Annotated in this window: 24 protein-coding genes; 20 read left to right on the forward strand and 4 right to left on the reverse strand. The window is 40.4% G+C overall.

Translation table 11 applies throughout. The annotated features are described in order from the left end of the window. Positions 1-99 precede the first annotated feature (99 nt). From ftsA to ileS, 8 genes are all read left to right on the forward strand, one after another. Positions 100-1,479 carry a cell division protein FtsA gene (gene ftsA / locus O3640_RS10360; protein WP_053794841.1) on the forward strand — a complete coding sequence of 460 codons (1,380 nt, stop codon included), beginning with the start codon at positions 100-102 and terminating at the stop codon, positions 1,477-1,479. A 16-nt stretch (positions 1,480-1,495) separates the two neighbouring features. After that, a complete protein-coding gene (gene ftsZ, locus O3640_RS10365) occupies positions 1,496-2,755 on the forward strand; it encodes a cell division protein FtsZ (protein WP_045773856.1) in 1,260 nt (419 codons plus the stop codon). 2 nt (positions 2,756-2,757) lie between these two features. Continuing rightward, complete coding sequence (locus O3640_RS10370; protein WP_082307111.1) at positions 2,758-3,429, forward strand: YggS family pyridoxal phosphate-dependent enzyme; 672 nt, start codon at positions 2,758-2,760, stop codon at positions 3,427-3,429. A 9-nt stretch (positions 3,430-3,438) separates the two neighbouring features. After that, the gene (locus O3640_RS10375; protein ID WP_008809103.1) at positions 3,439-4,008 is read left to right on the forward strand and encodes a cell division protein SepF; all 570 of its coding nucleotides are present in this window, start codon (positions 3,439-3,441) and stop codon (positions 4,006-4,008) included. A 1-nt stretch (position 4,009) separates the two neighbouring features. Beyond that, positions 4,010-4,276, forward strand: coding sequence for a YggT family protein (locus O3640_RS10380; RefSeq protein WP_012000152.1), 267 nt, complete (start codon positions 4,010-4,012; stop codon positions 4,274-4,276). After that, on the forward strand, positions 4,273-5,067 hold the full coding sequence (locus O3640_RS10385; protein ID WP_082307110.1) for an RNA-binding protein: 795 nt from the start codon (positions 4,273-4,275) through the stop codon (positions 5,065-5,067). Before O3640_RS10380 ends, O3640_RS10385 begins: the two co-directional genes overlap by 4 nt. 9 nt (positions 5,068-5,076) lie before the next feature. Continuing rightward, on the forward strand, positions 5,077-5,817 hold the full coding sequence (locus O3640_RS10390) for a DivIVA domain-containing protein (RefSeq protein ID WP_012000154.1): 741 nt from the start codon (positions 5,077-5,079) through the stop codon (positions 5,815-5,817). A gap of 264 nt (positions 5,818-6,081) precedes the next feature. Then, positions 6,082-8,874: an isoleucine--tRNA ligase gene (gene ileS, locus O3640_RS10395; protein WP_082307109.1), complete on the forward strand. Its 2,793-nt coding sequence runs from the start codon at positions 6,082-6,084 to the stop codon at positions 8,872-8,874. A gap of 137 nt (positions 8,875-9,011) precedes the next feature. Here ileS and O3640_RS10400 read toward each other — a convergent pair whose 3' ends face one another. After that, positions 9,012-9,467: a MarR family winged helix-turn-helix transcriptional regulator gene (locus O3640_RS10400; RefSeq protein ID WP_045501900.1), complete on the reverse strand. Its 456-nt coding sequence runs from the start codon at positions 9,465-9,467 to the stop codon at positions 9,012-9,014. Between the two features lie 22 nt (positions 9,468-9,489). On the opposite strand from O3640_RS10400, the gene O3640_RS10405 reads away from it, so the two are divergent. Then, positions 9,490-9,927 (forward strand): GNAT family N-acetyltransferase, encoded by a 438-nt coding sequence (locus tag O3640_RS10405; RefSeq protein WP_082307108.1) that lies wholly within the window; start codon positions 9,490-9,492, stop codon positions 9,925-9,927. 36 nt (positions 9,928-9,963) lie between these two features. Here the strand turns inward: O3640_RS10405 and O3640_RS10410 are convergent, their stop codons facing one another. Then, a complete protein-coding gene (locus O3640_RS10410) occupies positions 9,964-10,263 on the reverse strand; it encodes a DUF1827 family protein (protein WP_045773849.1) in 300 nt (99 codons plus the stop codon). A 98-nt stretch (positions 10,264-10,361) separates the two neighbouring features. Continuing rightward, entirely contained in the window at positions 10,362-10,814 is a 453-nt protein-coding gene (locus O3640_RS10415; protein WP_105165071.1) for an NUDIX hydrolase, read from the reverse strand. Positions 10,815-10,973: 159 nt separating this feature from the next. Here O3640_RS10415 and O3640_RS10420 point away from each other — a divergent pair, with 159 nt between their 5' ends. Further along, positions 10,974-11,864, forward strand: a complete 891-nt coding sequence (locus O3640_RS10420; RefSeq protein ID WP_082307107.1) for a YafY family protein — start codon at positions 10,974-10,976, stop codon at positions 11,862-11,864. Positions 11,865-11,923: 59 nt separating this feature from the next. After that, the gene (locus O3640_RS10425) at positions 11,924-12,529 is read left to right on the forward strand and encodes a GyrI-like domain-containing protein (RefSeq protein ID WP_082307106.1); all 606 of its coding nucleotides are present in this window, start codon (positions 11,924-11,926) and stop codon (positions 12,527-12,529) included. Between the two features lie 81 nt (positions 12,530-12,610). On the opposite strand, the gene O3640_RS10430 is transcribed toward O3640_RS10425, so the two are convergent. Beyond that, positions 12,611-14,842: an ATP-dependent Clp protease ATP-binding subunit gene (locus O3640_RS10430; RefSeq protein WP_125366917.1), complete on the reverse strand. Its 2,232-nt coding sequence runs from the start codon at positions 14,840-14,842 to the stop codon at positions 12,611-12,613. Between the two features lie 252 nt (positions 14,843-15,094). Between O3640_RS10430 and O3640_RS10435 the strand changes: the two genes are divergently transcribed. The 9 genes from O3640_RS10435 to O3640_RS10475 all read left to right on the forward strand — a co-directional run bounded on the left by O3640_RS10435 (position 15,095) and on the right by O3640_RS10475 (position 21,822). Beyond that, positions 15,095-15,325, forward strand: coding sequence for a DUF1797 family protein (locus O3640_RS10435; RefSeq protein WP_008809091.1), 231 nt, complete (start codon positions 15,095-15,097; stop codon positions 15,323-15,325). A 132-nt stretch (positions 15,326-15,457) separates the two neighbouring features. Next, complete coding sequence (locus tag O3640_RS10440) at positions 15,458-16,312, forward strand: bifunctional methylenetetrahydrofolate dehydrogenase/methenyltetrahydrofolate cyclohydrolase (RefSeq protein WP_061583573.1); 855 nt, start codon at positions 15,458-15,460, stop codon at positions 16,310-16,312. Next, entirely contained in the window at positions 16,309-17,082 is a 774-nt protein-coding gene (locus O3640_RS10445) for an HAD hydrolase family protein (protein ID WP_195916549.1), read from the forward strand. Before O3640_RS10440 ends, O3640_RS10445 begins: the two co-directional genes overlap by 4 nt. 107 nt (positions 17,083-17,189) lie before the next feature. Further along, the gene (locus O3640_RS10450; RefSeq protein WP_105165070.1) at positions 17,190-18,032 is read left to right on the forward strand and encodes an NAD(P)H-hydrate dehydratase; all 843 of its coding nucleotides are present in this window, start codon (positions 17,190-17,192) and stop codon (positions 18,030-18,032) included. A gap of 155 nt (positions 18,033-18,187) precedes the next feature. Further along, positions 18,188-19,528, forward strand: coding sequence for an exodeoxyribonuclease VII large subunit (gene xseA / locus O3640_RS10455; protein ID WP_125366919.1), 1,341 nt, complete (start codon positions 18,188-18,190; stop codon positions 19,526-19,528). After that, positions 19,506-19,718, forward strand: coding sequence for an exodeoxyribonuclease VII small subunit (locus O3640_RS10460; RefSeq protein WP_008809086.1), 213 nt, complete (start codon positions 19,506-19,508; stop codon positions 19,716-19,718). The genes xseA and O3640_RS10460 overlap by 23 nt, the downstream gene beginning before the upstream one ends. After that, on the forward strand, positions 19,715-20,590 hold the full coding sequence (locus O3640_RS10465; protein WP_125366920.1) for a polyprenyl synthetase family protein: 876 nt from the start codon (positions 19,715-19,717) through the stop codon (positions 20,588-20,590). Before O3640_RS10460 ends, O3640_RS10465 begins: the two co-directional genes overlap by 4 nt. Beyond that, on the forward strand, positions 20,583-21,398 hold the full coding sequence (locus tag O3640_RS10470) for a TlyA family RNA methyltransferase (protein ID WP_125366921.1): 816 nt from the start codon (positions 20,583-20,585) through the stop codon (positions 21,396-21,398). The genes O3640_RS10465 and O3640_RS10470 overlap by 8 nt, the downstream gene beginning before the upstream one ends. After that, complete coding sequence (locus O3640_RS10475) at positions 21,391-21,822, forward strand: arginine repressor (RefSeq protein WP_125366922.1); 432 nt, start codon at positions 21,391-21,393, stop codon at positions 21,820-21,822. The genes O3640_RS10470 and O3640_RS10475 overlap by 8 nt, the downstream gene beginning before the upstream one ends. Positions 21,823-21,826 lie beyond the last annotated feature (4 nt).

Genomic DNA, 21,826 nt, shown 5'->3' on the forward strand with positions numbered 1-21,826 from the left:
CACTTTTGCTAATTTTGTGTTATAATAGGCAATGGATAACTGTATTTTTTAGAGTTGTCGATAAAGTAGGAAACTCGGATGATAGAGAGGAATGATGTAATGGCTAGAGACGGCTTCTTTACAGGATTAGATATAGGAACTAGCTCCATTAAAGTATTAGTGGCTGAGCACATCAATGATGAAATTAATGTAATTGGTGTTAGCAATGCCAAAAGTGCTGGTGTAAAAGACGGAATTATTGTAGATATTGAGGCAGCAGCTGCTGCTATTAAAACAGCAATTGCTCAAGCAGAAGAAAAAGCGGGGATTTCAATCAAAGTAGTTAACGTAGGCTTGCCTGCAAACTTACTACAAATTGAGCCTTCACAAGGAATGATTCCTGTTACAAATGATGCCAAAGAAATCACAGATATTGATGTAGAAAATGTTGTTCGGTCTGCTTTGACAAAGAGTATGACTCCTGATCGGGAAGTAATCACATTTATTCCAGAGGAATTCATCGTCGATGGTTTCCAAGGAATTCGTGATCCTCGTGGCATGATGGGGATTCGTTTAGAAATGCGTGGTTTGCTCTATACTGGTCCGCGTACTATTCTTCATAACTTACGTAAAACTGTGGAACGTGCAGGGGTTCAAATTGAAAACATTATTATTTCACCACTTGCAATGACAAAATCAGTTTTAAACGAAGGTGAACGTGAATTTGGCGCTACAGTCATCGATATGGGTGGAGGCCAAACAACAGTAGCTTCTGTTAGAAATCAAGAACTTCAATACACCAATATCTACCAAGAAGGTGGCGATTATGTCACAAAAGATATTTCTAAAGTTCTTAAGACTTCTCAAAAACTAGCTGAAAGTTTGAAGTTCAACTATGGTGAAGCTTATGTGCCAGCAGCTAGTCAAGAAACATTCCAAGTTGAAGTTATTGGTGAAGTTAATCCAGTTGAAGTAACAGAAAGTTACTTAGCTGAGATTATTTCAGCACGTTTGAAACATGTCTTTGAGCAAATTAAGCAGGATCTAGAAAGAAGACACTTGTTAGATTTGCCAGGTGGAATCGTGATCATCGGTGGTGGCGCTATCTTACCAGGTGTTGTGGAATTGGCTCAAGAAATTTTTGGAGTTCCAGTTAAACTTTATGTTCCAAATCAAATTGGAATTCGAAATCCAGCCTTTGCTCATGTGATTAGCTTGTCTGAATATGCTGGAAACTTGACGGATGTTGATGCTTTGGCTCAGGCAGCCGTTCAAGGTAATGAGATGTTGCGTCAGCAACCAAGCAATTTTGTACGTCCGCTCCAAACGCAGTCTATCAATCCTTCTCGTATTACTACTCAAAGAGATCCACTACCTCAGGTAGAAGCTGAAACTAGAGTTGAACCTGCGATTGAAGTGGCGCAAAGCCAAGAACAAGAAACAAAGACAGAAAAATTAACAGATCGTGCCCGTAACTGGTTAGGCAATCTGTTTGATTAAAGGAAAGGGTTTAAATATGACATTTTCATTTGACACAGCTGCGGCTCAAGGCGCAATCATTAAAGTAATTGGTGTCGGCGGTGGCGGTGGTAACGCTATTAACCGCATGATTGACGAAGGTGTTGCTGGCGTTGAGTTTATCGCTGCCAATACGGATGTTCAAGCGTTGAGTAGTACAAAAGCAGAAACAGTTATCCAGCTTGGTCCAAAATTAACACGTGGACTTGGTGCTGGAGGACAGCCTGAAGTAGGTCGTAAAGCTGCTGAAGAGAGTGAAGAAGTATTGACAGAAGCTCTTTCAGGAGCAGATATGGTCTTCATTACGGCTGGTATGGGCGGAGGTTCCGGTACTGGAGCCGCTCCGGTTATTGCTCGCATTGCAAAAGGTTTGGGGGCTTTGACTGTTGCAGTTGTAACTCGCCCATTTGGCTTTGAAGGAAGCAAACGCGGTAATTTTGCAATTGAAGGAATCAATGAGCTTCGAGAGCATGTTGATACTTTGTTGATTATTTCAAATAATAACTTACTTGAGATTGTTGATAAGAAAACACCTCTTCTTGAGGCTTTGAGTGAAGCTGACAATGTTCTTCGCCAAGGTGTCCAAGGTATCACTGATTTGATTACTAGTCCTGGTCTGATTAATCTTGACTTCGCAGATGTTAAGACTGTTATGGCTGATAAGGGTAATGCCTTGATGGGTATCGGTATTGGTAGTGGCGAGGAGCGTGTGATTGAAGCTGCTCGTAAAGCAATTTACTCACCACTTCTTGAAACAACTATTGATGGTGCTGAAGACGTGATTGTCAACGTTACTGGTGGTCTGGATATGACATTGATTGAGGCTGAAGAGGCTTCTGAAATTGTAAATCAAGCTGCTGGACACGGAGTAAACATCTGGTTGGGTACTTCAATTGATGAAAGTATGCGTGATGAAATTCGCGTGACTGTGGTTGCCACAGGTGTTCGTCAGGATCGTGTTGAAAAAGTTAGCGGTATTCGTTCGCCAAAACGTTCACATAACGAGCCTGTTCGCGAAACTCGTAGTCATCATTCTTATGATAGAAATTTCGATTTGACTGAAACAGTTGAAATTCCAAAAACTACTCGTCAACAGCCAGAGAAAAAACAAACTTCAGCTTTCGGTGAGTGGGATTTGCGCCGTGACAATATTGTCCGTGAAACACAAGGTGGTTCTAAGCCAACTGTAGAAAGATATACAGATAGTTCATCTGATGATGATGAATTAGAAACACCTCCGTTTTTTAGAAATCGCTAAAAATGGATTTACAAAAAAATAAGGATCAAGTTTTTGCAGCAGTAGCTGAAGCTACTCGAAAGGCGAATCGTCCTGAAAATTCAGTAAGTATTGTAGCTGTCACCAAGTATGTTGACAGCTCTACTGCTAAAGAGCTGGTAAAAACAGGAGTAAAACATATCGGTGAAAACCGAGTAGATAAATTCTTAGAAAAGTACCAGTATTTAAAGGATGAGGAGTTGACTTGGCATTTAATAGGGACGCTTCAGCGTAGAAAAGTTAAGGAAGTTATTAACTGTGTTGATTATTTCCATGCTTTAGACTCTCTCAAACTAGCCGAGGAAATTGAAAAGCGGGCAGAACATACTATTAAATGCTTCTTGCAAGTCAATGTGTCAGGTGAAGAAAGTAAGCACGGTTTTGCGGTGAATGAGATAGAAGCTGTTTTACCTGCTTTAGAAAAACTTGAACATCTTGAAATAGTGGGGATTATGACTATGGCTCCCATAGACGCTGGAGAAGAAGACTTAGAAAAAATATTCCAAGCGACCCACGAACTTCAGAAAAAATTACAAAATAAACAAATAACTAATATGCCCTTTTCTGAGATCAGTATGGGAATGAGTCGAGATTTTGCAACTGCAATTGCTAACGGGTCAACATTTGTGAGAATAGGGACATCATTTTTTAAATAGGGAAGAACCATGTCATTAAAAGATAGATTCGATAAATTTATAGAATATTTTACAGAAGACGGAGATGACGTACAGGTTGCAGAATCTAGAGTCCAGCAACAAGCAGTAAAGCCATCTAATTCACGTCCTGCTCAGCAGGAACCGGTTAGAGATATTAAACAGCCTCGTTTAGTGTCTAGCTCGTCTCAACATGTGACTAATACACCGTCATCTAATGAGAATATTACACGTTTGCATGCTCGTCAACAAGAGTTAGCTCAAAATCATTCAGTTGCGACTTCAGAAAAAGTAACGATTGATGTTCGTTATCCTAAAAAATATGAAGATGCACCTGCAATTGTAGATTTGCTTCTCGCAAATGAAAGTGTTTTGATTGATTTCCAATATATGACAGAAGTGCAAGCGCGTCGCTGTATTGATTACTTGGATGGCGCTAAGCAAGTCCTGATGGGGAATCTCAGAAGAGTTTCTGGCACTATGTACCTCTTGACTCCAGTAAATGTCGTGGTGAATATCGAGGATATTAAATTGCCTGATGGCGTGCATAGTGAATTTGATTTTGACATGAAGCGCAGATAAGATGTTATTTATTATAAACTTTATCTTATTATCAGCGAGAATTCTTTCGCTGATTCTTGTTGCATATGCTCTTATGTCATGGTTTCCTGGTGCTTATCAGACGTCTCTAGGGCAACTCGTTCTAAGAATTTCAGAATCTATCTTGAAACCTTTCCGTCGCCTACCACTTCAGTTTGCTGGTTTGGATTTGACAGTTTATGTTGCTGTACTTTGTATCCATTTCGGTAGCCAATGGCTTGTTCAGATTTTGCTCTCGGTACTTGCATGACAAGGGGACATAAAGAAATCTTTCAACACTATTCTGCGGAAGATCATGCTTTCCTAGATAAAAGTTTGGAATTGATTCAGCGGGTTGAGGATACATACAGTATAGAGGTTACTTCTTTTATTAATCCTCATCAGGCTAAAATTCTTGAAAGTCTTGCGAACAAATATCAATTACAAACTTTTGTCAGTAGTGACTATTTTCCTAGTGAATGGGTCAGGGTAATAATTGCACCTTCCTATTACCAATTAGATAAAGAAGATTTTGATTTGACCTTGCTTGAAATTGTCTATCCTAGTAAATTTCAGCAACTAACTCATTCTCAAATCTTTGGGACTTTGATGAACCGATTAGGATTGGATCGTCGAACTTTTGGTGATATTCTGGTGGAAAAGGATAGGGCTCAGGTTCTAGTAGATAAAAGGTTTACTCAATTTTTTATAGATCATATCTCTAAAATTGCTAAAACTCCTGTTAAACTAAAAGAAGTTGGCTTTGAGAGGCTTTTACGAGTGCAAGAGGCTCAGGTTTCTAAAGAGATTCTTGCTTCGAGTATGAGATTGGACAAATTGATTGCTAGTAGCTTTAAACTATCTCGGAATGATGCCTCCCAGTTGATTTTTGGGAAACACGTGAAAGTAAACTATTCTATTATTGATAATCCCAGTTATTTAGTTGAATTAAATGATTTGATTAGTGTCCGTAGATTTGGAAGATTTAAAATAGTAAAAGAAAATGGCTTCTCTAAGAATGGGAAGCATAAATTAACGATTCAAATACAATCTAGTAAATGAGGAAAAAATATGGCTCTTACATCATTAGAAATTAAAGATAAATCCTTTAGTACGAAATTTAGAGGTTACAATGTTGAGGAAGTAGACGAATTTCTTGATATTGTAGTTCGCGATTACGAGGACTTGGTTCGTGAAAATCATAATAAAGATGCACGCATTAAGAACTTAGAAGAGCGTTTAACTTATTTTGATGAGATGAAAGATTCTCTTAGTCAGTCTGTTTTAATAGCACAAGACACTGCTGAAAAGCTTAAACAGGCTTCTCAAGAAAGATCTGATAACATCATGCGTCAGGCTGATCAAGAAGCGCAACATCTTTTAGACCATGCTAAGTTCAAGGCAAACGAAATTTTACGCCAAGCAACTGATAACGCTAAAAAAGTTGCGATAGAAACAGAAGAGCTGAAAAATAAGGCTCGTGTCTTCCATCAACGTCTTAAGTCAACAATTGAAAGTCAATTGAGCATTGTTGATTCATCTGAATGGGAAGAAATTCTTCGCCCGACAGCAACTTATCTCCAAACAAGTGATGATGCATTCAAAGAAGTTATTCAAGAGGCACTTGGTCAAACAATGACGCCTTATGTAGATGACGAATCTGAAGTAACTCGTCAATTTTCACCAGAAGAGATGGCTGATTTACAGCAACGAATTGCTGAGTCAGATGGTGACTTGTCTGAGACAAGAGTTATGGAGGCTGTTCCAGAATTGACAGAAGAAAAAACTTCTGAACCTGTTGATATCCTATAAGAAAGAACTGTAAAAACACAAATTAACCAATATATTCCTAGCGAGCAAGTGGTGGTGTAAGACTTGCAATCCCTATTAGTTGATTTATCATTTTACAATATCGTATTTGAAATTAGTAAAATACGACGTTTCTTCCACGTTACGGAAAAAGAGGGATAGTAATAGTAGTGGCTATTTTCTATCTAAACAAAGGTGGTACCACGATTTTCGTCCTTTTTGCGAGTCGTGGTTTTTATTTTGTCATTTTAAATTAAAGGAGAAACAATGAAACTTAAAGAAACCCTTAATCTTGGGAAAACAGACTTTCCAATGCGTGCTGGTCTTCCAACTAAAGAACCAGTTTGGCAAAAAGAATGGGAAGAAGCAAAACTTTACCAACGTCGTCAAGAATTGAACCAAGGAAAACCGCATTTCACCTTGCATGATGGACCTCCGTATGCAAACGGAAATATCCACGTTGGACACGCGATGAACAAGATTTCTAAAGATATTATTGTTCGTTCGAAGTCTATGTCTGGATTTTACGCACCTTATATTCCTGGTTGGGATACACATGGTCTGCCAATCGAGCAGGTATTGGCAAAACAAGGTGTTAAACGCAAAGAAATGGACTTGGTTGAGTACTTGAAACTTTGCCGTGAGTACGCTCTTTCTCAAGTTGATAAACAACGAGAAGACTTTAAACGTTTGGGTGTTTCTGGTGACTGGGAAAATCCTTATGTGACCTTGACACCAGACTATGAAGCAGCTCAAATCCGTGTCTTCGGTGAAATGGCTAAAAAAGGTTATATCTATCGTGGTGCCAAGCCAGTTTACTGGTCATGGTCTTCTGAGTCAGCCCTTGCTGAAGCGGAAATTGAGTACCATGATTTGCTTTCAACTTCCCTTTACTATGCTAACCGCGTCAAAGACGGAAAAGGTGTGCTAGATACAGATACTTATATCGTCGTATGGACAACTACGCCATTTACCATTACGGCTTCTCGTGGATTGACAGTTGGAGCAGATATTGATTATGTAGTCGTACAACCAGCTGGTGAATCTCGTAAGTTTGTGGTTGCTTCAGAATTATTAAATAGTCTTTCTGAGAAATTTGGTTGGGCTGATGTGCAAGTCTTGGCGACCTATCGTGGTCAAGAATTGAACCACATTGTGACAGTCCACCCATGGGATACAGCTGTAGATGAGTTGGTGATCCTTGGTGACCACGTTACGACTGACTCTGGTACAGGTATTGTCCATACAGCCCCTGGTTTTGGTGAGGACGACTACAATGTCGGTGTTGCTAACGGTCTTGAAGTTGCTGTAACAGTTAACGAACGTGGTATCATGATGGAGAATGCAGGTCCTGATTTTGCAGGTCAGTTCTATGACAAGGTTGTTCCAACTGTTATCGAAAAACTTGGTAATCTCCTTCTTGCTCAAGAAGAAATCTCTCACTCATACCCATTTGACTGGCGTACGAAAAAACCAATCATCTGGCGTGCAGTTCCACAGTGGTTTGCCTCAGTTTCAAAATTCCGCCAAGAAATCTTGGACGAAATTGAAAAAGTGAAATTCCACTCAGAATGGGGTAAAGTGCGTCTTTACAACATGATTCGTGACCGTGGTGACTGGGTAATCTCTCGTCAACGTGCTTGGGGAGTTCCTCTTCCTATCTTCTATGCAGAAGACGGAACGCCAATTATGACAGCTGAAACTATTGAGCACGTGGCTCAACTCTTTGAGGAACACGGTTCTATCATCTGGTGGGAATGTGAGGCTAAAGACCTCTTGCCAGAAGGATTTACCCATCCAGGTTCACCAAATGGTGAGTTCAAGAAAGAAACGGATATCATGGACGTATGGTTCGACTCAGGTTCTTCATGGAATGGAGTTGTGGTCAACCGTCCAGAACTCAAATACCCAGCTGACCTCTACCTAGAAGGTTCTGACCAATACCGTGGTTGGTTCAACTCATCACTTATCACATCAGTTGCTAACCATGGCGTAGCGCCATACAAACAAATCTTGTCACAAGGTTTTGCCCTTGACGGTAAAGGTGAGAAGATGTCTAAATCTCTTGGGAATACGATTGCTCCAAGCGATGTTGAAAAACAATTTGGTGCGGAAATCTTGCGTCTCTGGGTAACAAGTGTGGACTCAAGCAACGATGTGCGTATCTCTATGGATATCTTGAGCCAAGTCTCTGAAACTTACCGTAAGATTCGTAACACTCTTCGTTTCTTGATTGCTAATACATCTGACTTTAACCCAGCTGAGGACGCAGTAGCTTACGATGAGCTCCGTTCAGTTGATAAGTACATGACTGTTCGCTTTAATCAGCTTGTTAAGACTATTCGTGATGCCTATGCAGACTTTGAATTCTTGACAATCTACAAGGCCTTGGTGAACTTTATCAACGTTGACTTGTCAGCCTTCTACCTTGACTTCGCTAAAGACGTTGTTTACATTGAAGGTGCCAAATCACTCGAACGCCGTCAAATGCAGACTGTTTTCTATGATATTCTTGTGAAAATCACCAAACTCTTGACACCAATCCTTCCTCACACTGCGGAAGAAATCTGGTCATATCTTGAGTTTGAAGCTGAAGACTTTGTTCAATTGTCAGAATTGCCAGAAGCGGAAACTTTTGCTAATCAAGAAGAAATCTTGGATACATGGGCAGCCTTCATGGGCTTCCGTGGACAGGCCCAAAAAGCCTTGGAAGAGGCACGTAATGCCAAAGTAATCGGTAAATCACTCGAAGCACACTTGACAGTTTACCCAAATGAAGTGGTGAAAACTCTTCTTGGAGCAGTGGACAGCAATGTGGCTCAACTTTTGATCGTGTCTGAATTGACCATCGCAGAAGGACCAGCTCCAGAAGGCGCAGTTAGCTTCGAAGACGTAACCTTTACAGTTGAACGCGCTACAGGTGAAGTTTGTGACCGTTGTCGTCGTATTGATCCAACTACTGCTGAACGTAGCTACCATGCAGTTATCTGTGACCACTGTGCAAGCATTGTAGAAGAAAACTTTGCAGATGCGGTCGCAGAAGGATTTGAGACAAAATAATTAATTTCTTAAAACAATAAAAACGGCTTTGCCTTTAAATGGCAAGCCGTTTTTATATAAACTAATTCTATTTTATATTGTTGGATATTGGAATAAAATCCATAGTTGCATTTGCAACTATAGTGTGCTATCCTAGATTATAATCTAGGAGTGCTTATTTTAGATAAAATGTTTTGGAGCTGAAAGAGCTCAGAAGAGGTCAGTTGCTGCAGTGCCTGACTGACGTAGCTATTTTCAAAGCCAATCAGTTGGTCATAGAGTTTGAGAGCCTGACTACTAGGATAGAGCTCTTTGAATTTCTTATTTTGAGCTTTGGTCTTTTTGATAATAAGCCCTCGATCTTCCAACTTTTGTAAAGATCTGCTAAGAGTTGTTTTATCAATCTGGACCATTTCTGCTAGTTGAGATTGTGTCATCCCTTCATTCTCGACGATGCGAATCAGAAGTAGAAACAGATTATTGTCAAGCCCGTAGTTACTAGCTTCCTGATTCATTTTCATCATGGCCTGTCTTGAAATGAAACCCATTTGTCTGAAAAGTTGACGGTAATCCATAGGAACTCCTTTGTAGTTGCATTTGCAATTATTATACATTAAAAGTTTGGAGGAAACAAGTATGTGGTGGAAGAAAAATTTAAGTGAGCTGGATGTGATAGAATTTTATCAAATCCTAAAACTACGAATTGATACTTTTGTGGTGGAGCAGGAGCGAATCTACCATGAATTAGATGCGAAGGATCTAGAAGCAGTACACGTTTTTCATACTAATGAAGGCGAAGAAATTGACGCTTATGCTCGTGTCTTTGTGGAGGGTGAACATCTAGTCTTTGGTCGAGTTGTTACAGCTAAATCTAGTCGAGGAAAAGGATTGGGAGGACAGCTTATCAGAGAAATTCTGAGTTTCTGTGCCGAAAAATGGCCAGGAAAGGAAATTAAAATTGAGGCACAAGAACAAGTTGTTGAACTCTATGAGAAATACGGCTTTGAGGCAGTTGGTCAGCCCTTTCTATTTGAGTCAACACCTCACCTTACCATGGTTTATAAGGCAGATTAAGTTGTTATAAAAGAATAAAAAAATAAGCTTAGAAGCTTATTTTAATGGAATTGAAATTTCAATGAGTTTGTCAGCATAGATTGTTTGAATACCGGCAGCATCAATCGCTTTTGTATCTATTTTTCTTTTGAGGAAGAAGTCACGAATTTTTTCAATTTCTTGTTCACGCACTGCACGGTGTGTATTTGCAATCAGTATTTCATAATGCTTGGGTGCTTGGGTAAAGACAACATCGGTATTGCCAGCTGAGTAAGTCTCAACTAAAGTAGCATCAGTACTTTCAAGCTGACTTTGAATGAGAACCGCATGGCTATTAGTTGTATTGATAAGCTTCATAAGATCTCCTCCTGTATGATGATCTACTATTAATTATAACACTTATGAGATAAATTGTGAAATATCCTACGAAGTTAGACATGAAAAAATTGGCAAAATTATTTTGCTTGATGCTCCATTTTCCACATCTCTACGCCCCATTTATGGCTACCTCTTTTGAGTTTTTCAATTGCTTCATCAATTGGGAACCAAGCAAGTTGATTGAAGTCTTCTAGTGGTTTTTGAGATTGCTCAAATGAAGTGGTTTCGTAAATGTAAGCTGGATTGTAAAAGTATCGGTCTCGATGCCTTGAGTAAAAATATTCATCCGCTTGACCATAATATTTACCAATTTGAGCGGTAAATCCTAATTCTTCTATTAATTCACGCTCTAAGGCAGATAGGTGATCTTCACCTTCTTCAATTTCTCCTCCTGGAAGAAACCAAGCCCCATTAGGAGCCTGAACAAGGATGATCTTATCATTTTCTTGGTTAGGAATGACTGCGTAAACACCATATCGATTACTATATTCAACGCCTTCTTTTTTTTGTCCAAATGTCGCTATTGTCATGTTGAATCCTTTCCTTCTTTTACTAATATCATAAGGCAGAAAGCGCTCCCTGTCAAGGTTTACTGTATAGGAAAGTTAAAAAGAAAGTAGCCGAAATATCTTATTTTAATCTCTTACTTGAGATGTGTTACAATAGGTTTAAGGTAAGGAAGTGAAATTATGACAACTCATCGTTTATTTAGAATTTTATATTGTTTATTAGAAAAAGAGAGAGTCACTGCCCCAGAACTTGCTCAGAAAATGGAAGTATCAGTACGGACAATTTATCGTGATATAGACCGTCTAAGTGGAGCAGGTGTCCCAATATATTGCAACCCGGGAAAAGGTGGAGGAATTTTTCTAATGAACTCTTTCGTTTTAGATAAAAGCCTGTTATCAGAAGCAGAAAGAGAAGATGTACTCTTATCACTTCAGGGATTGGAGGCTTTAAAAGGTGAAAGCCAAGCTCTAGAGAAGTTACAAAGTCTTTTTCAAGCGAGTACAGAAAATTGGATTCGTGTTGATTTTACAGATTGGCGAAATCAAAAATATCAAGCAGATCTTTTTGACATAATCAAACAAGCGATTTTCCAAAAATGCTTGATCAGTTTCCTCTATAGGGGGCAGGAGAAAGAAGAAACTCGAATGGTTGAGCCTCTGCAATTGCTCTTTAAAAGTCAGGCTTGGTATCTATATGGTTTTTGTAGGAAGAAGCAAGATTTTCGCCTTTTTAAACTAAGCAGAGTCAGTCAATGTCAGATATTGCCGGAAACATTTGAAAGAAAAACAGTCCAACTGGCCATCAATAAAGAGAAGGTGAAGGAAGAACTTGTTAGCCTTACATTAAAATTCGACAAAAGTCAGGCTTTTCGTGTCTATGAAGAATTTTCTGGTCAAATTAGACAGGACCCCGATGGCAATTTACTAGTAGAAACGGAATTTCCAAAACACAGTAGTTTGTACTCTTATCTTTTATCTTTTTTGGATAGTGTTGAGGTGTTAGAGCCACTTGAAGTTCGGCAAGAGCTTGCCCAAATTGTTAAAACTATTTCACAAAAATACAAAACTTGACAGATCCTGTCAGGTTTTTCTTGCTATAGTATAGATAGAAAGATGAAAGGAGTAAACAAATGAAATACGAATGGAGAAAAGCAGAGAAAAGCTTATACGGTGTGAAGGCGAGTCCGAAAGTAGTTGAGGTTCCTCAACAGTCCTTTATCATGCTTGATGGGACAGGGAATCCCAATCTTCCTGGTTTTGCAGAAGAAGTTTCAGCTCTCTATGCTTTGGCTTATGCCATAAAAATGGATTATAAAAAATCTCATACCAATCAAGAGATTCAGGATTTTACGGTTTATCCTCTTGAGGGGATTTGGCAGCAAAAAGAGCAAGGAGAACTGGTCAAAGAAGAGTTGATTTATACCATTATGATTGCTCAGCCGAGTTTTATCAGCAAAGAAATGGTAAAAGAAGCGCTTGAAAAAGTTAAGGTAAAAAAACCAAATGCTCATTATGAAAAGATTCGTTTTGAGACTATCAAAGAAGGAAAATGTTTGACCATGCTTCACCTTGGTTCTTTTGATAGTGAACCCCTTTCTTTTGCAAAAATGGATGAATTTTGTAAAGAAAATTTCTTGAATAGAAGATCTCTTTTTCATAGAGAAATATACTTAAATAATCTTAATAGAACTTCTCCAGATAAGTTGAAAACGATCCTTCGCTACCAGGTAGAATAAAAGAAAACTCCAGCCTAAAATATTAGACTGGAGTTTTTTAATTCTCTATCATCAATCCGAGCTAGTGCTGATGTCAGTTGTTTAATCAAGCTCAGCTTTTTGTTTACCCTTAATTATAATCTTGCCATTGCTAGTCATAATTGCTTTTAAATCCTTATCTGTCGGATGTTCTAGGTAGTAGTCCGTAATAGCATCTTCGATATAATCCTGAATAGTTCTACGGAGTGGTCGTGCCCCCATCTTAGGATCGTAGCCCATATCAACCAATTTTTCTTTGACTTTAGTTGTTACATCTAGATGAATTTCGTTGCTAGCGAGTCGATTATTAACATCTTCCAGCATTAGATCCACAATCTGTAAGAGATTATCCTTGCTTAATGCCTTGAATTCAATGATACCATCAAATCGATTCATGAATTCTGGACTAAAGAAGTTACCTAACTCACCTAAGACAGAATTTGTCCGACCTTCTCGAGCAGCACCAAAGCCAACGCTAGCTTCCACTTTGCCAGTTCCTGCATTGGAAGTCATGATAATAATGGTATCTTTGAAGCTGACTGTCCTGCCTTGACCATCAGTCAAACGTCCATCATCTAGGACTTGTAAGAACATATGCATGACATCTGGATGAGCTTTTTCCACCTCATCTAAGAGAATGAGTGAGTATGGATTACGACGAACACGTTCAGTCAACTGGCCTGCTTCTTCATAGCCAACGTAGCCTGGAGGTGCTCCCACAAGTTTGGCAACACTATGTTTTTCCATGTATTCACTCATATCAAAACGAATCATGCTATCGGCCGAGCCAAAAAGTTCGATGGCCAATTGTTTGGAAAGTTCAGTTTTTCCAACGCCTGTCGGTCCAACAAAAAGGAAACTTCCGATTGGCCGGTTTGGACTGCCTAATCCCACACGATTACGACGGATGGCTTTTGCAATCTTATCAACAGCATCATCCTGCCCAATGACATGAGACTTCAAATCACTGGCTAAATGAATAAGCTGAGACTGCTCTTTTTCCTTCAAATCCCCAACAGGAATATTTGTTTTTTGCTCGACAATAGCTTCGATCTCCTTCTCACTGATGATAGGAGTATCTTGTTCATCTATTTTAGCAGTTTGCATTTCCTTATATTTGGCAATTTGGTCGCGGAAGTAGGCTGCTTTTTCGTAATCTTCATCGCGAGTGGCCTTTGTTTTCAGATTTTCAGCCTCTATCAAGCGTCTGTCAATTTCTTTTGGATCAACAAAATTGAGGGTTAGGTTCATCTTAGATCCTGATTCATCCAAAAGATCAATAGCTTTATCGGGAAGGAAACGGTCCTGAATATAACGATTGGATAGGATGGCAGCAGCTTCAATAGCTTCATCTGTGTAGCGAACATGGTGGTAATCTTCGTATTTCTTTTGAATTCCCTTTAGAATTGTGATCGTTTCTTCTACGGTTGGTTCATCTACCTTGACTGGTTGCATCCGTCTTTCTAAAGCTGCATCTTTTTCAATGATACGATATTCATTGAGAGTAGTAGCTCCAACCAGTTGAAGTTCACCTCGAGCAAGAGCAGGTTTGAGAATATTTCCAGCATCCATATTACCGTCGCCCGCAGAGCCAGCTCCAACAATTTCATGGATTTCATCAATAAAGAGAATGATATCATTGCGATTGCGAATCTCATCCATGAGTTTTTGCATTCGTTCTTCAAACTGTCCACGAATACCAGTTCCTTGAACAAGGCTGACAACATCAAGTCGAATGACCTCTTTTCCTTGCAATTTTTGAGGCACATCACCGTCGACTATTTTTTGAGCCAAGCCCTCTACAACAGCAGTCTTCCCGACACCAGGTTCGCCAATAAGGACTGGATTATTCTTAGTTCGGCGATTGAGAATTTCTATAACACGACGAATTTCATCATCTCGTCCAATCACTGGATCAATATCACCACGTCGAGCAATTTCTGTAACGTTAATACCAAACTCTTCCAAAAGACCTTTTGGTTTATTGGAGGATGACTGAGGACGTTGGTTGTTAGAACCAGGACCATAGTTGCCCCCTCCGTAACTACCACCTGACTGAGTTGGAGGTGTAGAATCCTTTGGTCCTTGGAAATTCCCCAGATGATTAAAGAAATCATCAAAAGGATCCATATTATGATTATTCATGTTCGTCAGTCCACTCAAAAGAGAGTTGTTTGGATCAGTTTTCATAATCTGATAGCAATTTTGGCAGAGGTCGACTTGTTGTTTTTTACCATTTACATTAGTGTATAAATGAATGGTAGATTCATTGATTTTACAGTTTTGACAAAGCATATTTTTACCTCTTTCTTGGTAAATTATAAAGAAAAATTATTTGGTCAAAAATAGTCAAACTTTATAATCTCATTATATCAGTATTCTCTATCTTTGCAAGAATAAAGAGTCAAAATCAGTATCTATTTTTCAAATTATTTGGTTTTGTCAAACAAATTTCGTTAAAAAATCACAAAATTTTAAACTTTTATTAGGTGTTCACTTTCTATTTATGGTAAAATAGAAACGATAAAGCAAATAGGAGTACTAAAAATGGAATCACATTTAGTTAGAATTATTAATCGATTAGAAAGTATGGCAAGCGATGGTGGTAGTCTAAAGCGCAACTTCGAACGTGATGGCGTTGTTGTTGCTGAAGTCGCTTATAGTTATGATGAGGAAAATGGATCTGTCTTCACACTCCGTGATGTTGCAGCTCGTGAAACCTTTACTTTTGATAGCATTGACTTGATTGCGATGGAAATCTATGAATTGTTATACTAAGAAGCACACATGAGGTGCTTTTTCTTTTAGCCAAAAGATTAAACTATAGTCTGGTATAAGGAAAATGTATAGGGGGATCAAGTCGTTTTTTGATATAATAGAAGGCACAGTGATAAGAAGAGGGGGAGAGAGATGGCTGAGTTAATTGATGGGAAGGCATTGGCCGCAAAGTTACAAGGGAAGTTAGCCCAAAAAACTGCTAAGTTAAAAGAGAAAACAGGACAAACACCTGGTTTGGTAGTGATTCTAGTGGGGAATAATCCTGCTAGTCAAATTTATGTACGTAATAAAGAACGCTCAGCCTTGGCAGCTGGATTTCGGAGTAAGGTAGATCGTCTGCCAGCAGAGACCAGTCAGGAAGAGTTGTTGAGTTTAATTGAAACTTATAATCAAAATCCTGATTGGCATGGAATTTTAGTTCAGTTGCCCTTGCCAGATCATATTGATGATGAAGCGGTACTGCTGGCCATTGATCCAGATAAGGACGTAGATGGCTTCCATCCGCTTAATATGGGCAAGCTATGGAGTGGCCATCCGGTTATGATTCCGGCTACTCCAGCAGGCATTATGGAAATGTTCCATGAATACGGTGTTGAACTGGAAGGTAAGCGAGCGGTTGTTATCGGGCGAAGCAATATTGTCGGTAAGCCTATGGCTCAGCTCCTTTTGGCTAAGAATGCAACAGTGACTCTGACACATTCTCGAACCCACAATCTAGCCAAGCTTGCTAAGCGAGCGGACATCTTGGTAGTGGCTATCGGTCGTGGACATTTTGTAACCAAGGACTTTGTCAAGGAAGGGGCTGTTGTCATTGATGTCGGTATGAATCGAGATGAGAACGGCAAGCTAATTGGCGATGTTAAGTTTGATGAAGTGGCTGAAATTGCTAGTTTGATTACTCCTGTACCTGGAGGTGTTGGGCCTATGACCATTACCATGCTGATGGAGCAGACCTACCAGGCCTTTAAACGGAGTCTTGAATCATGAAATTTGTTTTTGACTTGGATGGGACCTTGTCTTTCGATTATATGACGATTGATGAAGAGATTAAACAGGTCCTTCTGATGGCGCCTCAGTTTGGGCATGAGGTTCTGTTTGCTTCGGCGCGCTCCTATCGGGATTGTCTGGGGCTATTAGATCCGGAATTGAGCCAGCAGATAGTGATCGGTCTGAACGGCGGAGTTGCTTATCAAGATGGACAGCTGATTTTTGAGCGTCAGCTGCATCAGTCAAGTTATCAAGCCATTTTAGATACTTGTTTGACCTATAATTTGCCTTTTTTCGTCGATAATACTTTTGACTACAGTGGCCAGATTTTAGAAAAAATCCCTTTTATTTCCAGTGTAGATCCTCTCAAGCGGGCAAGACGGTTGGAACTGATTGACCTCCAGCATCCTATTAAGGTTGTTATTTACATGGGGAGTCATGAGCAACTCTTAGAGGATTTAAAAGTACGTCTTGGAAATTTGCCCAATCTAAGTCTAGATTATCATGAACATGAGAAATGTTTTTATATAAATCCAGCTGAAACCAATAAAGCCTCAACTGTAAAGGAATTATGCGGTTCGGATTATGTGGCTTTTGGTAATGATCAAAATGATATCCAGCTCTTTAAGAATTCTCTCTACGCTGTGCAGGTTGGGGATTTCCCAGGCTTGAGCGATTATGCTGATGAGCAGGTTGCTTTTCAGGAAAATTTACCCAAGGCAGTCGCAGCAAGAATATTACAAAAATTTGCAGATTTCCGAGAAAAATAACTTTCTAGCGATACGAGGCACCTGTTTAGGTGCCTTTTGGTGTATAATGAAGATAGGTTTGGTCATCTTGAGACCAGTACAGGATGAAGTTGGTCTAGGAGAATATCATGTCAAAAAATGCTGAAAATATTTTAAAAAAAGTCATTTGGAAACGTCCCTTGGATAGCCACAAGGGCGATTACGGTCGTCTCTTGCTGATTGGGGGGACCTATCCTTATGGGGGTGCCATTATCATGGCAGCTTTAGCGGCGGTCAATAGCGGAGCAGGTCTGGTGACTGTTGCTACAGATAAAGACAATATCGCCCCTCTGCACAGTCATTTACCGGAGGCCATGGCCTTTGACCTAGAGGAGCAAGACCGATTGACAGAGCAGCTGATCAAATCAGATGTGGTCTTGATTGGTCCGGGCTTGGCGGAGAATCAACTAGGCCTAAACATCTTACAAAAGGTCGTTCAGACTGTGACAGAGCAGCAGATTCTCATCATGGATGGTGGCGCCATTTCACTCTTTAGCAAAGGAGCTTTGCCATTCCCAAAAACCCAAACAGTTTTTACCCCTCATCAAAAGGAGTGGGAAGGCTTATCGGGTTTGAGCTTGTCAGATCAAACAGCGGCAGCTAATCAGGCGGCGGTCAATCAGTTGCCTCTGGGTAGTATAGTCGTGCAGAAAAAGCATAGGACAACCATCTATCAAAGTGGGCAGGAGCAGGTTTTTGAGCTGTCAGTAGGCGGACCTTATCAGGCAACTGGTGGCATGGGGGACACGCTGGCAGGTATGATTGCCGCATTTGCGGGTCAGTTCAAGTCAAGCAGTCTCTTTGAGCGAGTGGCGGCTGCAACCCTTCTTCACTCCCTTATCGCGGATGAATTGAGTCAGGAAGCTTATGTCGTCCTACCAACGTCAATCAGTAGAGCCATTCCAAGGTGGATGAAGAAGATGAGTCAGTAGACTGTTTCTTAGTTTTTTTGTATGCTGGGTTCCATTTTGAGGTGCCCAGTTTTTTCTTGCTTTTCAAGGCATTTTTAAGTTTTGAAATCGGTTTTTTATGCAGTTTTTTGTTATAATAAATGTTATGTGAAAACTAGATAAGAAAGGAAAAGGACATGCCAGAATATTTGTCGGTTTCGACCTTGACCAAGTATCTGAAGATGAAGTTTGAGCGCGATCCTTATTTGGAGCGGGTCTACTTGACTGGTCAGGTGTCCAATTTCCGCCGGCGTCCCAATCATCAGTATTTCTCATTGAAAGATGAAAAGGCCGTCATTCAGGTCACGATTTGGTCTGGTGTCTACCAGAAGTTGGGCTTTGAGCTGGAAGAAGGCATGAAAATCAATGTCATTGGCCGGGTACAGCTCTATGAGCCGAGCGGTTCCTATTCTATTATCATCGAAAAGGCAGAGCCGGATGGTATCGGAGCTTTGGCTATCCAGTTTGAACAGCTCAAGAAAAAACTTGGAGAAGAAGGTCTTTTTCAAGACAAATTCAAGCAAGCCTTGCCACAATTTCCTAAGAAAATCGGCGTCGTAACCAGTCCCAGCGGAGCGGTCATCCGAGATATTATCACGACGGTCAGCCGTCGCTTTCCGGGAGTGGAGATTGTCCTTTATCCTACCAAGGTGCAGGGGGATGGGGCTGCAGCTCAGGTTGCTGACCACATTAGACTGGCCAATGAGCGGTCGGATTTGGATGTGCTGATTATTGGTCGAGGTGGCGGTTCTATCGAAGATCTCTGGGCTTTCAACGAAGAGGAAACAGTACGGGCTATTTTTGAGTCTCGGATTCCTGTTATCTCTAGTGTCGGCCATGAGACAGATACGACTTTGGCGGACTTTGTAGCAGATCGCAGGGCTGCGACTCCAACGGCAGCGGCTGAGCTAGCAACACCAGTCACTAAGCTAGACCTGCTAGGACATTTGCAGCAGCAGGAAAATCGCATGTCACGCGCGATTTCCAATCGCCTGAGCTATTATCGAGAGCGGTTGAATAAGCTAACCCAGTCGGTTATCTTCCGTCAGCCAGAGCGGCTTTACGATGGTCATCTGCAGAAGTTAGACCAGCTCAACCTGCGACTAAAGCAAAAAATTCGCGAATATTATAGTGAAGAGCAACAGCGGGTCAAAATCTTGCGGCATCGTTTAGAAGTATTGAATCCGCTCAGTCGCGTTCAGCGTTTTCAAGAGCAGACTGCCCAGCTGGAGCGTTTGCTGCGCAGCAACATGGCGGTCATTTATGATAACAAGGTAGCACAAGTCAGGAGATTGTCTGAGGCCCTGCTTATGCTGGATACCAGTCGAATCGTGGCGCGTGGCTATGCCATTGTCCAAAAGAATCAAAAGGTTATCGAGTCAAGTGCAGGCATTGAAGAAAAAGATGAGCTGACCCTGCTCATGCGGGATGGACAGCTGGAAGTAGAGGTGAAACATGTCCAAAGAAAAGAAATTTGAAGAAAACTTAGCAGACTTGGAAGTCATTGTCCAAAAGCTGGAAAATGGTGATGTAGCCCTGGAAGAGGCGATTGCGGAATTTCAAAAGGGAATGAAGCTTTCAAAGGAACTCCAGGCTAGTCTGGACAAGGCAGAAAAGACTTTGGTTAAGGTCATGCAAGAAGATGGTACAGAAACGGAAATGGAATGAACCAGGAAGAAAAAATAAGACAGATAGACCAGACGATCATTGACTATTATAGTAAGAAAGCAGTGTCAGATTCCTTGGTAGAATCCATTCTCTACTCTGTTCAAGCAGGTGGTAAGCGGATTCGGCCTTTGCTATTATTAGAGCTGGTTGAGGCATTTGGTTTGCCTCTTCAGTCTGCACATTTTCAAGTTGCTTCCGCTTTGGAAATGATTCATACTGGAAGTCTCATTCATGATGATTTACCAGCAATGGATGATGATGACTATCGGCGTGGGCGTTTGACTAATCATAAAAAATTTGGCGAAGCCATGGCTATATTAGCAGGAGATTCTCTCTTTTTAGATCCTTACGGCTTGATAGCTGTAGCAGAGTTACCAAGCCAGGTTAAGGTGAATTTGATTATGGAACTATCGCAAGCAGCTGGGACCTTCGGCATGGTTGGGGGGCAAGCTCTCGATATGGAAGGGGAAGGCTGTCAGCTTGATTTGGAAGAACTTCAGGCTATTCATGCTCACAAAACGGGCAAGCTCTTAGCCTTTCCTTTTGTAGCAGCAGGATTGCTAGTGCAGGTTGATGAAGGAGTCCAAGCTAAACTTCGCCAGATTGGTGAGTTGATTGGTTTAGCATTTCAGGTTCGAGATGATATTTTAGATGTGACGGCGAGTTTTGAAGAATTGGGTAAAACACCGCAAAAAGACTTGGCTGCAGCTAAGTCTACCTATCCAGCTCTTTTGGGGTTAGAAAAGGCAAAAGAAATTTTGGATCAAGCTTTAGATCAGGCTCAAAATTTACTGAAGGAGATCGCTCAGAATCGCCCCTTCTCAGGAGAAAGCCTCACGAAAATCATAGAAAGTTTGAGATTATATGACTAAGGAAAGAGTAGACGTTCTAGCTTTTAAACAAGGACTTTTTGAAACTAGAGAGCAGGCAAAACGGGGGGTTATGGCTGGCCTAGTTGTGTCAGTTATCAACGGTCAGCGCTTCGATAAGCCAGGTGAAAAGATTGATGATACAACTGAACTAAAACTTAAAGGTGAAAAATTGAAGTTTGTCAGCCGTGGTGGACTAAAATTAGAAAAGGCCTTGCAAGTTTTTGGAATTTCAGTGAAAGATAAGGTAACGCTAGATATTGGTGCTTCGACTGGTGGCTTTACTGATGTTATGTTGCAAAACGGTGCAAGTCTCGTCTACGCTGTTGATGTCGGCACTAACCAATTAGCTTGGAAACTTAGACAGGATCAGCGCGTCATCAGCATGGAACAGTATAATTTTCGCTATGCTTCAGTAGCTGATTTTGAACAAATACCGCAGTTTGCTAGCATTGATGTCAGTTTTATCTCTCTGAGTTTGATTTTACCTGCCTTGAAGGAAATTCTGGCGGAAGAAGGGCAGGTTGTTGCCTTGATAAAACCACAGTTTGAAGCCGGTCGAGAACAGATTGGCAAGAACGGCATCATCAAAGATAAAAAAGTCCATGTAGCGGTCTTAGAAAAGGTCACTTCCTTTATGGTAGAACTTGGTTTTTCTGTCAAAGGCTTGGATTACTCTCCTATTCAAGGGGGACACGGAAATGTTGAATTTTTGGCTCATTTAAAAAAAGAAGCTCAACCCCAAAATCTAGTAGCAGACTTAGTCGGTCCAGTGGTTGAGGCAGCGCATAAGGAATTTAAGGATGAATAAAAAAGAAAGACTAGAAAAGATTAGACGATTTGTCAATGATTTTGAGATTGGTACGCAGGAGGAGATTGTTACTTATTTAAGACAGTCAGGAATTAAGGCAACACAGGCGACGGTTTCTAGAGATATCAAGGAATTAGGGATTGTAAAAACTCCACTGAAGAACAACACCTATATTTATGAAATTCCCAAGTCGATGAGCAGTAGTTTAAAGTTAGCTGAGAATACAATTCTAGAAGCTAGCACCTTAGGAAATATGATTAATCTGAACTTGGTTCCTGGAAGTACGGCTGTCATTAAAAGACAAATCACTGAAGCATTCTCAGAAAAAATATTTAGCATTATCACAGATGATGATAGTATTTTGATGATTCTTAAAGATAAAGAAGACATTTCAAGAATTTTAGACGTTATCGAGAATTGGTAGGAAA

Origin of the sequence: Streptococcus sp. 27098_8_75 (genome assembly GCF_041432475.1) — a bacterium.
GTDB classification, from domain to species: domain Bacteria; phylum Bacillota; class Bacilli; order Lactobacillales; family Streptococcaceae; genus Streptococcus; species Streptococcus gordonii.

What these genes read in the sequence shown, in the direction of transcription:
- ftsA (WP_053794841.1), top strand. Translation starts at nt 100, where the DNA reads ATGGCTAGAGACGGCTTCTTTACAGGATTAGATATAGGAACTAGCTCC.
- ftsZ (WP_045773856.1), top strand. Translation starts at nt 1,496, where the DNA reads ATGACATTTTCATTTGACACAGCTGCGGCTCAAGGCGCAATCATTAAA.
- O3640_RS10370 (WP_082307111.1), top strand. Translation starts at nt 2,758, where the DNA reads ATGGATTTACAAAAAAATAAGGATCAAGTTTTTGCAGCAGTAGCTGAA.
- O3640_RS10375 (WP_008809103.1), top strand. Translation starts at nt 3,439, where the DNA reads ATGTCATTAAAAGATAGATTCGATAAATTTATAGAATATTTTACAGAA.
- O3640_RS10380 (WP_012000152.1), top strand. Translation starts at nt 4,010, where the DNA reads ATGTTATTTATTATAAACTTTATCTTATTATCAGCGAGAATTCTTTCG.
- O3640_RS10385 (WP_082307110.1), top strand. Translation starts at nt 4,273, where the DNA reads ATGACAAGGGGACATAAAGAAATCTTTCAACACTATTCTGCGGAAGAT.
- O3640_RS10390 (WP_012000154.1), top strand. Translation starts at nt 5,077, where the DNA reads ATGGCTCTTACATCATTAGAAATTAAAGATAAATCCTTTAGTACGAAA.
- ileS (WP_082307109.1), top strand. Translation starts at nt 6,082, where the DNA reads ATGAAACTTAAAGAAACCCTTAATCTTGGGAAAACAGACTTTCCAATG.
- O3640_RS10400 (WP_045501900.1), bottom strand. Translation starts at nt 9,467, where the DNA reads ATGTATAATAATTGCAAATGCAACTACAAAGGAGTTCCTATGGATTAC.
- O3640_RS10405 (WP_082307108.1), top strand. Translation starts at nt 9,490, where the DNA reads ATGTGGTGGAAGAAAAATTTAAGTGAGCTGGATGTGATAGAATTTTAT.
- O3640_RS10410 (WP_045773849.1), bottom strand. Translation starts at nt 10,263, where the DNA reads ATGAAGCTTATCAATACAACTAATAGCCATGCGGTTCTCATTCAAAGT.
- O3640_RS10415 (WP_105165071.1), bottom strand. Translation starts at nt 10,814, where the DNA reads ATGACAATAGCGACATTTGGACAAAAAAAAGAAGGCGTTGAATATAGT.
- O3640_RS10420 (WP_082307107.1), top strand. Translation starts at nt 10,974, where the DNA reads ATGACAACTCATCGTTTATTTAGAATTTTATATTGTTTATTAGAAAAA.
- O3640_RS10425 (WP_082307106.1), top strand. Translation starts at nt 11,924, where the DNA reads ATGAAATACGAATGGAGAAAAGCAGAGAAAAGCTTATACGGTGTGAAG.
- O3640_RS10430 (WP_125366917.1), bottom strand. Translation starts at nt 14,842, where the DNA reads ATGCTTTGTCAAAACTGTAAAATCAATGAATCTACCATTCATTTATAC.
- O3640_RS10435 (WP_008809091.1), top strand. Translation starts at nt 15,095, where the DNA reads ATGGAATCACATTTAGTTAGAATTATTAATCGATTAGAAAGTATGGCA.
- O3640_RS10440 (WP_061583573.1), top strand. Translation starts at nt 15,458, where the DNA reads ATGGCTGAGTTAATTGATGGGAAGGCATTGGCCGCAAAGTTACAAGGG.
- O3640_RS10445 (WP_195916549.1), top strand. Translation starts at nt 16,309, where the DNA reads ATGAAATTTGTTTTTGACTTGGATGGGACCTTGTCTTTCGATTATATG.
- O3640_RS10450 (WP_105165070.1), top strand. Translation starts at nt 17,190, where the DNA reads ATGTCAAAAAATGCTGAAAATATTTTAAAAAAAGTCATTTGGAAACGT.
- xseA (WP_125366919.1), top strand. Translation starts at nt 18,188, where the DNA reads ATGCCAGAATATTTGTCGGTTTCGACCTTGACCAAGTATCTGAAGATG.
- O3640_RS10460 (WP_008809086.1), top strand. Translation starts at nt 19,506, where the DNA reads ATGTCCAAAGAAAAGAAATTTGAAGAAAACTTAGCAGACTTGGAAGTC.
- O3640_RS10465 (WP_125366920.1), top strand. Translation starts at nt 19,715, where the DNA reads ATGAACCAGGAAGAAAAAATAAGACAGATAGACCAGACGATCATTGAC.
- O3640_RS10470 (WP_125366921.1), top strand. Translation starts at nt 20,583, where the DNA reads ATGACTAAGGAAAGAGTAGACGTTCTAGCTTTTAAACAAGGACTTTTT.
- O3640_RS10475 (WP_125366922.1), top strand. Translation starts at nt 21,391, where the DNA reads ATGAATAAAAAAGAAAGACTAGAAAAGATTAGACGATTTGTCAATGAT.